Below are 13,408 nucleotides of genomic sequence, written 5' to 3' on the forward strand. Positions count from 1 at the left end.
CGCGATTTAATAGCAGCCAAAGCAAGCTCTGGCTCTTGAGCGCGGCTGATATTACACGTTTTTTTCAGGGTGTGCCAGAAGTTGTTGACGAAGAAGAATCAGCATTTAAGGCAGCGCACGTTACCCTTTTCGCCCCAGCGGCGAACTGCGCGGGCCAATTCTTCCAACCCAGAGGCGGCGGGCCGGTTCAGTGCGAGGCAGAAAAGGGGGGCGAAAAGGCCGGTGAATTCGGAGCGCTGCTTGAAGAGAAGTCGGTCGGGCGTCTCAGCGATAATGTGTAAAGAGAAAGTCCAGGTGAGTAGCGCAGGTAGGAAAAGACTACTTTGCCATGAAACATGCCCGGGCTCGGCGACGATGTTTGAAGCGGTTACGTGGAAGATTTCCATTCCGGGGAGATGCACAACGAGGTCGTGACGCCCATCGTCGCCGACAGGGGTCACCCTGGGGAAAACCGGGTTCCAATGCGAGTAGAGCGAGAAATCGGTGAGAAGCGGGGCGACCCTGTCGAACGAGGTTTGCAGCGGGGTTTCCAAGGTTACTGGTTTCATGTTCACCTGCCGGACAAAAAGTAGAGGGTCAGCACTCTACAACCTTTTGCCCACGATCGCCACTTCTTAAAAAAAATGGCCGCCCGTGAGGGGCGGCCATTTCTACATGAATTATGAACCTCAGGCGGTCTTCGCCTTGGCCGTCTCCTTCGGAGCCTTGGACGCCTTGGCTGCCCTGGGCTTCACGGGGGTCGATTTCTTGGCCTCGATGTTGGCCATACGCACACCGCGGGCCTTGGCGAGGTTGTCGGCAAGACCGCGGTCGAGGGCCATCTTGCGGCGCGCCTCGGAATAGTTCTTGGCGGCTAGTGGCTGCTTGCCCGGGATGCCGAACTGTTTCTTGTACTCGCCCGGTTTCATGCCATGGGCGGTATTGAGATGCCGCGCGAGCGTCTTGAATCCCCCCTTGCCACACAGCATGCAAACAACTTCACCCTTCTTGAATGCATCCTTCACAGAAACGGAAGGCTTCGCTTCCTCTAATCCCTCGACTGGTTCACCCGCTTCAAGGTTTTTGAGCGCGTTGTGCACTTTGCTGATTTCGAATATAAGCTGATCCGAGGTCATGGGAGTACTCGACGCATGCGAAGCTACGATCTGTGCCGCGATCTCTACCAAAGTGGCCATTTATTTTCCCTCCATTGATCATTACTTGCTGGGATTATAGTGGCAGGTTTCTTTGCATTGTCAAATTGGTATTTTCAATTATATTACAGAACGTCTTTAGCTAAGAGACTGAAGCAGCACTTGATGCCCAATGACAGCGGTTTTGTTTTATCTGCCAGTACTGTGACCAAAGAGGAATTCACAAACTCAAAGCATTGCTGCAGCAAAGACTGGCGTGCATCGCAAGATGCTCATGAAACAGGACAGGAAGCCACCACAAGGCATCACAACGATAACGCTATGACTTCGAAACGCACACGCGCCGCCACCCCAGCCAGGTGCGAGGAAAACATTGGCCGCAAATAACTTTTACTTTAGTCAAGAAGTAGACTTTTTGCGTTGACAGAACTGCACCACTCTTGTATTTGTATCCTCACTTGTATTCAAGGATTGACCCCTTACAACCGAATAGCATGACTTATCCAGAGCGATCGAGGGACTGGCCCTATGACATCGCGGCAACCTCCCCTCAGGGGGGAAGGTGCCAAATCCTGCGGAACGAAATGTTCCGGAAGATAAGGAAGTGCGGACCGATACCAACGAAGTCCCCTTCCCCCCCCGGAAGGGGACTTTTTGCATTGGAGGCAGACATGAACATCGCGACAACTGCAGCACAGATCGGCCTGGAGCGCGAGACGAGAACCGGCGCGGTAACGGTTCCGATTTACCAGACGGCAACCTTCCGCCATCCCGGCCTTGGACAGAGCACCGGCTACGACTACAGCCGTTCGGGTAACCCCACCCGCCAGGCCCTCGAGGAGGGAATGGCACGCCTGGAAGGGGGGAGCCGCGGTTTTGCCTACGCCTCCGGCATGGCGGCAATCACGAGCCTCATGTTCCTTTTCGAACGCGGCGATCACCTTGTGGTCACCGAGGACCTCTACGGCGGGAGCTACCGGCTCTTCGAAAAACTGTTCCAGCAGTTCGGCCTGAGCTTCAGCTACGTCGACACGAGCGACGTCGAGCTGGTTAGGCAGGCGATACGCCCCAACACGCGTGCCCTCTTCGTCGAGTCGCTCACCAACCCGCTTCTAAAAGTGGCCGACGTGGCGGCGCTCGCGGCGCTCTGCAAGGAAAAGGGGATGCTCTGCATCGTCGACAACACCTTCCTTACGCCGTACCTTGTCCGTTGTCTCGATCTCGGCGCCGACATCACGGTCTACTCGGGTAGCAAGTACCTCTCCGGCCACAACGACACGGTGTGCGGTCTCGTCGCCGTGAAGGACGCCGCCCTCGCCGAAAAGGTGTACTTCCACCAAAACGGCGCCGGCGCGGTGCTCGGTCCCCAGGATTCCTGGCTCACCATACGCGGCATCAAGACGCTCACCATCCGGATGGAGCGCCAGCAGGAGAATGCGCTCGCCCTCGCCTTGTGGCTGAAGGAGCACCCAGGCGTCGGGCGAGTCTATTACCCGGGGCTGCCAGAGCATCCCGGCCACGACCTCATGCAGCGCCAGTGCACCGGTTTCGGTGCGATGATCGCCTTCGAGGTGGCCCGTCCCGAACTGGTCGAGCGGCTGCTTATGAAGACACGGCTCATCTCCTTCGCGGAAAGCCTCGGCGGCGTCGAGAGCCTGATCACCTTCCCGAAGGTGCAGACCCACGCGGATATCGAGCCGGAGACGCTGCAGCGCTTAGGCATCAACGACCTGCTGCTGCGGCTTTCGGTAGGCATAGAAGACAAGGACGACCTGATCGCCGACCTGGCGCAGGCATTCGCATAAGGAGAGCACGCATGAAATTCGCAACCGAACTGATCCATGGCGGCGACCCCATCGATCCCCAGCACGGCTCGGTGAGCCACCCCATCTACCACACCTCCACCTTCGCCCAGCAGTCGATGGATCATTTCGGCCGCTACGACTACGCACGATCCGGCAACCCGACCAGGGAGGCGCTGGAAGAAGCGGTCGCCGGACTCGAGAAGGGTGCCACCGGGCTTGCCTTCGCCTCGGGAATGGCGGCCATCGCATCCACCATCCTCCTCTTCGCCCCGGGGGACCACCTCGTCGTGTGCGAGGACGTCTACGGCGGGACCTTCAGGCTCCTGTCCACCCTGTTCAAGGGGTGGGGACTCGAGGCCACCTTCGTGGACGCCACCGACACGGCGGCCCTTGCCGCCGCGATCCGCCCGGAGACCAAGGCGCTCTACCTAGAGACCCCGTCGAACCCGCTCATCAAGATCACCGACCTTGCCGCCGCGGTTGCGCTGGCGGCGGAGCACGGCATCCTGACCATCGTGGACAACACCTTCATGACCCCGTACCTGCAGCGGCCGCTCGAGCTTGGCTGCGACATCGTGCTGCACAGCGGCACCAAGTTTCTTAACGGTCACTCCGACGTGATCTGCGGTTTCGCCGTCGCCCGCGAGCCCGAACTCGGCAAGAGGCTCCGCTTCATCCAGAACGCCTTCGGCGCGGTGCTTGGCCCACAGGACTGCTGGCTCGTGTTGCGCGGCCTGAAAACACTCAAGGTTCGCATGGAAGAACACCAGGCAAGTGCGCAAAAGATAGCGCTATGGCTGAAGGAGCAGAAGCAGGTGGAGCGGGTGTACTACCCCGGGCTCCCGGAGCACCCGGGCTACGAGGTGCACAAGCGCCAGTCGAGCGGCCCGGGCGCTGTGCTCTCCTTCGAACTTGCGAGCTTCGAACTCACCACGCGCCTGCTTGAGGGAGTGAAACTCGCCGCCTTTGCCGTCAGCCTCGGTGGTGTGGAGAGCATCCTCTCCTACCCCGCGAAGATGTCCCACGCCGCGATGCCCCCTGCCGAGAGGGAAGCTCGCGGCATCAAGGACACCCTGGTGCGTCTCTCCGTAGGCCTCGAGGACCCGGACGACCTGATCGCCGACATGGCGCGCTTCCTGAACATCTAATTTCCAGCCCGCAAAGGCCCAACGCAAGAAAGCCCGGGAGAATCGTCTCCCGGGCTTTCTTCTTTCAAATACCTGGCAGCGCCTGTTACCTCAGCGCTTCCACTTGAAACTCACCGTCTTCACCCCGGGGAAGGCCCTCTGGAACCCGGCCAGTCCCTCGTCCGTGATGCTGTTGCCGCTGCTGGTAAGCCCCTGCAGCCCCTGCATCCCCTGCAGGTAGACGAGGCCGCGATCGGAGATGCTGGTCTGGTACAGGTAGATCCTCTTCAATGCGGTAAGCGTCGAGATCCCGAGGAGCGCGGCGTCGGTCAGGGCGGTCCCGCAGAGGTAGAGTTCCTCCAGGCCGGTCAGATGCACGATGTGGTCTAGATCGGCGTCGAGCGCGTCGTAAAGAAAGAGCGCCTGCAGATCCTCCGGGTTCAGCCCCTGCAAAAGCTTAAGCTTCACCCCTACCCCGTCCTTCACGTCCAGGCGCAGCGCCTGGTCGAGATACACCCGCACCGGACCGATGGCCGGCCCGCCCTTTTTCCAGTCGCTGAAGTTCGCAGAACGCAGGTCGCGCAGGTAAAGGTCGCCGCACGCGGCATCGGCCGGGAAGGAGACGATGCGCGCCTGCCTCGTCGCACCGCGCACGGAGCTGCGTACCTTTTCCCCCTTGAGCGCGGCCAGACGCCTCAGCGCTCGGGCGATGTTGATCTCGGCCGCCGCCACCATCTCGGCGAAGAGATCGCTCCCCGCCGCCATGCTCTCGTCGACCCGCAGCTTGAAGCGGTGCACGTAACTGGCACGGAGTTCCTCGATCTGCTCGTTCACCTCGCGGATCGCCTCCATCTCCACAGCGATCTGCCGCTTCACCCGGGCAAGCTCCGCCCGGATGTCGCTCTGCTCGGCCTGCTCGGGGAAGTGCCGCCGCCAGTTCCTCAGGATCTCCCTGAGGGTGCGGTGATCCTCCTCGGCGTAAGCGCGGTTCGCCTTCAGCATCAGTTCGTGCCGCACCGAATTGGGACCGTCACCGGCGAGATCGGGATGGATCGCCTTGGCGACCTCACGATACAGGGCCTTGATGTCCTGCTCATCCGCCTTCCAGACCCGACCGCGGCTTCCGTGCGCATCGCCGCCCCGGAAGGCCTTGCCGCTTTGGTAGGTGCGGCCGTCCAGGTAGTCGTCCTGGTCGTCTGGTGCGGAAGCGGTCCCCTCGCAGAAGTCATCTTCCACGGCGCTAGCGGTTCCGGTGAGTCGGTCGATCTCGGCTTCGATCCCTTCCAGTTCGGCCATCCGTTTGCCCAGCGTCTCCTGGTAGTTCCGCTCGAAGCCCGCGATCTCCTGGCGCAACTGGTGCAGCACGGCACTCGCCTCGGCATGGCGTGCGCGCAGCGAAGCGAGCTCGGCGCGCCTCTGCTCGAGTTCTATTTCCTCAGGTGATCTCTGTTGATAACGGGCGGTCATGGATTGTCACGCAGTTCAGGATTGTTTTAAAAACGGATTTTTATCATAGCACCTTAACACGACCCGGCGCTCTGAGACAAAAGGATTTTATCAGATGAAAGGGAAATTGTCTGAGGGAAGTAAACCACTGTCATGGGCACCAGCACCGACAGGATGCGCCGCCAACAGAGACGTATACGTCGAGACATGAGATTTTGGCATCCTCATGCAGTGAGAGTAAATGCACCCGCGACACGACACAGACTTACCGTATCATCGGCATAAGTACCCGAAGCGTCGTGGCTCTCCTGACAAAGCAGGCAGCACGGCAAAGCCAAGGCCAGTACAGGCAGATCCTGTATACTAAGCAGAACACTTTAAACCGATCTTAAAAAAAGATTGACACGGAGTATGCAGACTGGTATGGTTACGCACCCGCGAATTCCCGCAGGTTATAACAAAACGGAAGTACAGGGAGAAGTAAGTAAATGGTAAACGGCACGGTAAAATGGTTCAACGACAGCAAGGGGTTTGGTTTTCTTGAGCAGGAGAACGGCGAGGATGTCTTCGTTCACTTCTCCGCCATCAACAGCGACGGCTTCAAATCCCTCACCGAGGGTGACTCCGTGACCTTCGAGATCGTCAAGGGACCGAAAGGTCTTCAGGCGGCCAACGTTTCCAGGGTCTAAGTCCGACATATAGCGTAGAACTTTATCAAAAGCCCCGGAGCGATCCGGGGCTTTTTTCGTTTCCCCTCACCCGCCGCAGACCGGGCATCCCTGCATGGATAACGGCTTCTCAAGACGGCACTCCCTCAAAAGCCGCTCGTCCCTGAATATCTCCCTCGTCGGACCGTCCGCGCGCACCGCCCCGCCTGAGAGGACGATGGTCCGCTCGCACACCTCAAGCACCATGTCGAGATCGTGGCTCGTGATGATCTTGCTGTGCCGGAAATCCTTTAAAAGCCCGATCAGCTGCCTGCGGGCGTAAGGGTCCAGGCCGTTTGTCGGCTCATCCATCACCAGCACGTTTGGGGACATGGAAAGCACCGTCGCGATGGCCACCCTGCGCTTCTCGCCTGCGGAGAGATGATACGGCGCCTTCTCTGCGAGATGCTCTGCGTCCACCCGGCACAGCGCATCGGCCACGCATCGCTTCAGCTCCTCGCCGGTGATCCCCAGGTTCATGGGACCAAAGGCGACGTCCTCGCGGACCGTGGGCATGAAGAGCTGGTCATCGGGGTCCTGGAACACCATCCCGACGGTGCGCCGCACCTGGTCGAGGCTCGCGCGGCTGACCGGTACGTGGCCTATGCGCACCTCTCCCGACTCGGAAAGCAGGTGCCCGTTCAGGTGGGCTAGGAGCGTCGATTTTCCCGCCCCGTTCGCGCCGATGACGGCGACGGACTCGCCGTGGGTTACGCTGAAGGTTACGTCGTGCAGCGCCTCGGTGCCGTCCGGGTAAACGTGGCGCAGGTGTTCGATCTCGATGATGTGATGGCTCATGACAGGGTTCCCGTTACCAGCGCCCCGAGGAGACGGGGAAGGTTGCACAGCCTAAGGGTGATGAGGAGGCCGCCCCAGAAAAGGATGAAAAGAAAGTCCGAAAGCCCCGGGCGCCTGGATTCGGCAGCGGGAAGCATGCCGTTGTAACCGCGGGCCAGCATCGCCATGTGGGTCCGCTCCGCGCGCTGCCAGGTGCGCAAGAGTAGGTGCCCGAGCAGGGGAGCGTAGCTCGCAAGCCCTCTCCCCTTGCCGCCAAAGGAGCGCATCTCCCTTGCCCGGGCCGCACGCCCCCCCTCATCGGCCAGCACGAAGAGGTAGCGGTAGAGAAAAAGGAGCTGCATGGCGAACACCTTGGGCATGCCAAGCCCGACAAGGGCGCGGCAGATGGGGACGAAGCCGGTAAGCGCGGTCAAGGTGAGTGCGGCGGCCACGGTGAGCGCGGTTCTCAGCATGATGGAGGCGAAGGAGATCCAGCCGCCGGTCACCCCGATGTCGCCGAGACGGAAGAGTACCTCCCGATCGAGAAACGGGTTGAAGATGCCGACCGCGACGACGAAGGGGAAGACCAGGAAAACCCGCGATGCGAGGTACCCGGCGGGAAGCCGTCCGATGGCGATGAGCACGGCGGGGTAAATCAGGAAGGGAACCAAAGCGGAAAGCTCGTACCTCCCGAAGGAGACGACGCAGAGGATGAAGATTAAGGTGGCGAGCACCTTGGCACGGGGATCCAGGCGGTGCAGCACGGTATCTCCCCCCGCGAGCCGATCCAGCCGTTTCAAATCAAGCAGTGCCCCATGTACCGATGCCATGCCCTTTTCCTCGCCGGAACCACAGCCGAGCGCGCCTACGCCTCGGGAGTGGCCCCTCCCCTTTTCGCCCGGCGCAGAAGCGCCGCCACCGCGACCACGATGATCAGGGTTATGAGCGTGCCGACCACACCGGCGGCACCCGGTCCCGCCTGTTGAGCGGCCACCCCTTCCCCTGCCGGCACGCGATACTCGGCGAACCACGCGAACCGTCCCTGCAGCGCGTGCAGATAAGCGGTCACGCCATGCAGGGCAACCGGCGCAGCGCTACCGGACGCACCGGCTACGGACCATTCAAGCCCGTCAGGCTTAGCGGAGGCGAAACGGGAGATCCCGCCTGCAACCAGCAGGGCGCAGACAAGGGCAGCGGCGAGAAACGGCTTGAGCGAAGGTGCGGCCTCTGCGTGAGTCCGACGGGCGAGCAGCTCCGGACGGGCCTTGCGCATGAAGGAGACCACGGCGAGGGTAACCGCCCCCTCGACAGCGCCGATGGCGAGGTGGATGGGGAGCATGAGCGCGAGGAACTTCACAAACTGCAGCTCGGATACCCCGGAGAGCGCCGTCTCCAGCACCACGCAGAGAGCGCCAAGTTCCATGGCGCAAAGCGCTGAGAAAATCGTCACCGCAGCCTCGCGGCGGGGCCCCGGTGCTGTGCCGATCAGCCTTTTGTACAAAAGCGGGTAGATGATGAAGGCAGGGATTACCCCGAGGTTGAAGATGTTACACCCGAGGGCCAAGAGGCCGCCGTCGGCGAAGAAGAGCGCCTGCACGACGAGCACCGACGCCACGGTGAGAAAGGCGGCGCTCGGGCCGAGCAGGATGGCAAGGAGCAGCCCGCCGGTTAGATGCCCGCTCGAGCCGGTGCCGGGGATGGAGAAGTTGATCATCTGGGCGGCGAAGAGAAAGCCGCCCAGCACCCCCATAAGCGGGGCGATGCGATCGTCGCTCTCGCGGCCAAGGCGTGCCGATCCCCAGGCGATGGCGCCTGCGGAGACGGCCCACATGGTCCCCCCGACCAACGGGGATAGCAGAGCGTCCGCCATATGCATCTAGTTTCCTCCGCGTGCTTCCCGGTCGAGACCGCGTAGCACGAATTTCAATTCAGTGACACGGTTTTTATACAGGATGCCCTCTACCCTGTCAACGCATATCCCCCGGGAACGCGGCCGTCACGGCAACGATCGCGTATACGTTCCACCAACCCTCTTCCGTGAGGTTTTTTCCTACAAATCGCTTCTCTTTTTATTAATACAATGCTAATCTGCGCGCCGAGGTGCAGATGGGCCGGGCAACGATACCGGACAACGAAGTCCCGCACCTGGTTGATGCGCAAGGAGCGCTCCCAATGAACGGTTCCGAGAAGCAGACAGGCCATTTCACCATCAACTGCACGGTTGTTCTCGCCCTTCTCGTAACCCTCTTCTTCCCGTTCGGCTATTTTGCGGTCAGCTACCAGCATGCGCTGGGCAGCCTCGAGACCGAGACCGAGATCAACGCCCGCATCATCACCTCCCTTGGCAATATCAGCCCGGACTCCTGGCATGAGGAGGCGCACCGACTGGACGCCATCCTCTCCAGTCAAGGCAGCACCACCACCGCCGAAAGGCACCGCATCCTCGACGCCGGGGGAAGGGAACTGGCCGCAAGCGGGGGGCAGCTCGCAGCACCGGTTATCCAGCGTACCCACCCCATCCTCTACGGCGACAAGGTCATCGGGAGCGTCGAAATCACCCGGTCGCTGCGCCCCATCATCAAAAGGGCCGCCCTGGTAGCGGTCGCAGGTTTCAGCGTCTCCCTCATCGTCTTCGTACTACTCCCCTTCCGCGTCATCAACCAGGCCAACCGTCAACTGCAGGACTCCTACACCTTCCTGAAAAAAGTCATGGAAAGTAGCGCCAATGCACTCATCGTCCTCAACCTTGACGGCACCGTGGACATGGCCAACGCACGCTGTACTGAGCTCTCAGGATTTCAGCCCCCGGAATTCATCGGGCACGACATCGGCGCATTCGTCTGTCCCTACTGCATCGACATGGTGCGGCAACAGCTGCATCTCGTCACGTCCGGCACCGCTGAGATAGTCAAGTTCGAAGCCGAATTTCTCACCAAAAACGGCGATACCGTATCGATAGCCTGCGGCGCCACGCCGGTCTACCAGGAGGGGCGCATCGCCTGCACCGTGCTCTCCATCGAAAACATCACCGAGCGCAGGCAGTCGGTGGAGGCACTTACCGCTGCAAAGGAGTACACCGAGAACCTGATCCAGGCAGCCTGCGTGATGATCCTGGGGCTTAACCTTAAAGGGGAGGTAACCCTCATCAACCGTGCCGGCGAGGAGATGACCGGCTATCGGCAGGAGGAGCTCCTTGGAAGGAGCTGGTTCGAAACCGCGATGGGTGCCGAGGCCTTCCACAAGATGTGCTGCATCCCGCAGGAGGCTGGCGCCGGCACCGGAGGTTGCGCCTGCGAGGGGCAGATCGTGACCAAAGCGGCGGCCATGCGCACCATTTCGTGGCGCAACAGCGCAATCGTGGAAAAGGGAACCGTAGTCGGCACCCTCTGCTTTGGCATCGACATAACCGAGCACAGGAAGGTAGAGGCACAGTTAAGGCACTCGCAGAAAATGGAGTCCATCGGCCAGTTGGCCGGCGGGGTCGCGCACGACTTCAACAACATGCTGAGCGTCATGCTTGGTTACGCCCAGCTCTGCCAGCTCGAAGCGGCCGGGGCGTCCCCGCTCTCCCTGTACCTCGATGAGGTCATCAAGGCCGGTGAGCGCTCCCGTGACATGGTGCGCAAGCTCCTCGCTTTCTCCCGCAAGGAAATCATCTCCCCGAGACGCGTGAACCTAAACGATCACTGCCTGGAGATGAATAAGACGCTAAGCCGCCTGATCGGTGAGGAGATCCGCTTCGATTTCGTCCCGGACGACGCGCTCTGGCCGGTACGCATCGACCCCTCCCAGGTAGACCAGATCCTCATGAACCTGGCGGTAAACGCCCGCGACGCCATGCCCGAAGGAGGCACGCTTACCGTTGCGACCGGTAACATCACCGTCGATACCGAGTTCTGCGACTTCCGCCTCGATGCGAAGCCCGGCCCCTATGCGTGCCTGAGCGTCATCGACACCGGCACCGGGATGGAGCGCGAGGTGGTACGGCGCATCTTCGAACCCTTTTTCACCACCAAAGAGGTGGGACGCGGCACCGGCCTCGGCCTTGCAACGGTCTACGGCATCGTCACCCAAAACGGCGGCTTCATCGACGTGGAGAGCGAACCGGGACGGGGCACCTGTTTCAAGATCTACCTACCGAAACTAACCGGCGACGTCGTAGTCCAGCAGGAGAGCAAGCCGACAGCGATGACCGGATCGGGCACCGTGCTCGTTGTCGAGGATGACGACATGCTGCGCCTCATGGCTACGCAGATGCTAGAGAAGATAGGCTACCAGGTGATCCAGGCAGCCAGCCCCCATCTCGCCCTCGCCATCTGCGGCGACACAAGCAAAAAGATCGACATGGTGCTATCCGACGTGATCATGCCGGAGATGAACGGCTTCGATATGGCCCGTGGCATAGCGAACATGCGCCCGGAGACCAAGGTACTTTTCATGACCGGCTACTCCGATGAGATGATCGCAAGACGCGGCATCCAACCAGAGAAAGAACTGCATTACATACAGAAGCCCTTCAACATGGAAGGGCTGCACGAGAAGATCATGGCCATGCAGTCCGGCTGCTGACCAGCCCCACACCAGTTTTGCCATCGTCGCGCGACTTTGATAGACTGGGACGGTAAGCCTTGACAGTAGATCCCACCGGGAGAAACCATGAAAAGATCCTATATACCGTTGATGCTGGCCCTGCTGTTTTCCCTTTCCTTCGCAGTCACCCCGCTCAGAGCTCAATCAGAACCCGGGTACTACACCGCTTCCGATCAATACCAGTACGAGGAGGATCTCCTCTACCCGGAAGAACTTGACGACCTGCTCGCCCCCGTCGCACTCTACGCGGACCCGCTTATCGCCCAGATCCTCCCGGCCGCGACCTTCGTGGACCAGATCCACGATGCAGCCCGATACTTGAGGTTCTACGGCAACACGCCGGACATCGACTACCAGCCCTGGGACATAAGCGTGCGTGCCGTCGCCCACTACCCTCAGATCCTCTACATGATGGACCGGGAGTACCAGTGGACCGCTTCGCTCGGGCAGGCCTACATAGAGCAGCCCCAGGACGTGATGGATTCCATCCAGCGGCTGCGCCGATGGGCGTACGACCAGGGGAACCTCTATTCGACACGCGAACAGGAGGTGTTCTTCGATGGTGACATGCTCAGGATCGTCCCGGCTAGACCTCAGTACGTCTACGTTCCGGTGTACGACCCTTACGTGGTCTACGTGGAACGCTTCTATCCAGCTACGCCGGCCATCTCCTTCGGAGTCGCCTTTACCCTTGGTCCATGGCTCAACCGTGACTGCGACTGGCGCGGGCATCGCGTGTACTACCACGGCTGGCGGGGTTCCGGGTGGGTCCGGCGCTCACGTCCCTACGTGCATGACCGACGCAACATCTACATAAACCGCAGGGCCGCCGTGATAAGCGTGAACGAGCGGGTGGTCCAGCGCGACACGCGCATGTACCGCGAGCAGCTTCGCGTTGAGACCAAAAGGCATCGTGACGAGAGAAGGATGCCGCCGCTGCCGGCGGCGGGCGTGTCACGTCAGCCGAGACCTTCGGCGCCTCGCCCCGGCGGCGTACAAGCGCCGCGCCCGAGAACCGAAAGACGCAGTGAGCCCTGGACCGGTAGAGAGCCGTTACGCCCGGGCGTGATGACACCAACGGCACCCGCAACGAAACCCGGTGTCACCCCGCCGACCACGAAACAACGGGAGCCTGGGGCCACGCAGCCGCGCGCCCCTCAGGCGCCGAAAGGGCAGGTGGTTCCGCAGCAAGGCCAACCGACCCGCGTGCAGCCTGTCGCTCCCGGCAAGCCGTCACCGTCGTCTGCAACGCCCCCAACCGGGAAGCCGCAGCCTTCCGCCACCACCGGCGAGCGTGGTGCTGAGCGAGGCAAGGGAGAGCAAAGGCGCAGGGGCCCGCGTCCTGCCGTCAAGCCGCAACCGCAAGCCCCCGCGGCGACACCCCAGGCTCCCGCGTCAGCGCCCCAGACACCCGCAACGCAGCCAGTCATCGCGCCTACGCCAGTTAAACCGGCCGAGCGCGGTACCGCGCCACGCGGAGTAAGGCATCCCCCCGCAGCCGAGCCTGCGGTAAAAGAACCAGCCGTTGTCCCCGCGCCCCAGACGCGTCCCGCGGTGCCCCATCCGGCCGCAACGCGACCCGCACCCGTTGTCAAACCGCCGCAGCCGCAGAGCGTCAAACCGCCTCAGCCGCAGGGCGTGGAACCTGCATCAAAACGCGCAGAGCCCCCCGCGCGTGAGGCCGAGCCTCCCCGTGGACGCGGCCGTGAAGATGCACCCGCCCGGCAAAGGGAAGATCGTTAACGCGACATGGCAGCGAAGAGTGGTCACAAAACGCCGTCAAGAGCGCATAACAGGAAATAAGACGGCCGAAGGCAATAAAG

General features: G+C 61.3%; 11 protein-coding genes and 1 riboswitch. Of the genes, 5 read left to right on the top strand and 6 right to left on the bottom strand.

Features of this window, described 5'->3' with window-relative positions; translation table 11 throughout:
* Positions 1-98: 98 nt before the first annotated feature.
* Positions 99-548 carry an SRPBCC family protein gene (locus tag E8K79_RS03560; protein ID WP_136513513.1) on the bottom strand — a complete coding sequence of 150 codons (450 nt, stop codon included), beginning with the start codon at positions 546-548 and terminating at the stop codon, positions 99-101.
* Positions 549-668: 120 nt separating this feature from the next.
* Positions 669-1,175, bottom strand: a complete 507-nt coding sequence (locus E8K79_RS03565; protein ID WP_135869735.1) for a MucR family transcriptional regulator — start codon at positions 1,173-1,175, stop codon at positions 669-671.
* 454 nt (positions 1,176-1,629) lie between these two features.
* Positions 1,630-1,736: riboswitch (SAM riboswitch) on the top strand.
* A 68-nt stretch (positions 1,737-1,804) separates the two neighbouring features.
* Here E8K79_RS03565 and E8K79_RS03570 point away from each other — a divergent pair.
* Together E8K79_RS03570 and E8K79_RS03575 are read left to right on the top strand one after the other, a co-directional pair.
* Complete coding sequence (locus E8K79_RS03570; protein WP_135869734.1) at positions 1,805-2,938, top strand: trans-sulfuration enzyme family protein; 1,134 nt, start codon at positions 1,805-1,807, stop codon at positions 2,936-2,938.
* A gap of 11 nt (positions 2,939-2,949) precedes the next feature.
* Positions 2,950-4,086, top strand: coding sequence for a trans-sulfuration enzyme family protein (locus E8K79_RS03575; protein WP_136513514.1), 1,137 nt, complete (start codon positions 2,950-2,952; stop codon positions 4,084-4,086).
* Between the two features lie 90 nt (positions 4,087-4,176).
* On the opposite strand, the gene E8K79_RS03580 is transcribed toward E8K79_RS03575, so the two are convergent.
* Complete coding sequence (locus E8K79_RS03580) at positions 4,177-5,532, bottom strand: J domain-containing protein (protein WP_136513515.1); 1,356 nt, start codon at positions 5,530-5,532, stop codon at positions 4,177-4,179.
* A 467-nt stretch (positions 5,533-5,999) separates the two neighbouring features.
* On the opposite strand from E8K79_RS03580, the gene E8K79_RS03585 reads away from it, so the two are divergent.
* Entirely contained in the window at positions 6,000-6,200 is a 201-nt protein-coding gene (locus E8K79_RS03585) for a cold-shock protein (protein ID WP_129126184.1), read from the top strand.
* 66 nt (positions 6,201-6,266) lie between these two features.
* On the opposite strand, the gene E8K79_RS03590 is transcribed toward E8K79_RS03585, so the two are convergent.
* From E8K79_RS03590 to E8K79_RS03600, 3 genes are read right to left on the bottom strand one after another with little or no spacing between them, the layout of a single operon-like run.
* On the bottom strand, positions 6,267-7,016 hold the full coding sequence (locus E8K79_RS03590; protein WP_136513516.1) for an energy-coupling factor ABC transporter ATP-binding protein: 750 nt from the start codon (positions 7,014-7,016) through the stop codon (positions 6,267-6,269).
* Positions 7,013-7,825 (bottom strand): cobalt ECF transporter T component CbiQ, encoded by an 813-nt coding sequence (gene cbiQ / locus E8K79_RS03595; RefSeq protein ID WP_136513517.1) that lies wholly within the window; start codon positions 7,823-7,825, stop codon positions 7,013-7,015. The genes E8K79_RS03590 and cbiQ overlap by 4 nt, the downstream gene beginning before the upstream one ends.
* Before the next feature lie 35 nt (positions 7,826-7,860).
* Positions 7,861-8,871 (bottom strand): energy-coupling factor ABC transporter permease, encoded by a 1,011-nt coding sequence (locus E8K79_RS03600; RefSeq protein ID WP_136513518.1) that lies wholly within the window; start codon positions 8,869-8,871, stop codon positions 7,861-7,863.
* A gap of 296 nt (positions 8,872-9,167) precedes the next feature.
* On the opposite strand from E8K79_RS03600, the gene E8K79_RS03605 reads away from it, so the two are divergent.
* Both E8K79_RS03605 and E8K79_RS03610 read left to right on the top strand, forming a co-directional pair.
* Positions 9,168-11,564, top strand: a complete 2,397-nt coding sequence (locus E8K79_RS03605; protein WP_136513519.1) for a hybrid sensor histidine kinase/response regulator — start codon at positions 9,168-9,170, stop codon at positions 11,562-11,564.
* A gap of 87 nt (positions 11,565-11,651) precedes the next feature.
* Positions 11,652-13,328 carry a DUF3300 domain-containing protein gene (locus tag E8K79_RS03610; RefSeq protein ID WP_136513520.1) on the top strand — a complete coding sequence of 559 codons (1,677 nt, stop codon included), beginning with the start codon at positions 11,652-11,654 and terminating at the stop codon, positions 13,326-13,328.
* Positions 13,329-13,408 lie beyond the last annotated feature (80 nt).

This window comes from Geomonas edaphica (assembly GCF_004917075.1).
GTDB lineage: Bacteria > Desulfobacterota > Desulfuromonadia > Geobacterales > Geobacteraceae > Geomonas > Geomonas edaphica.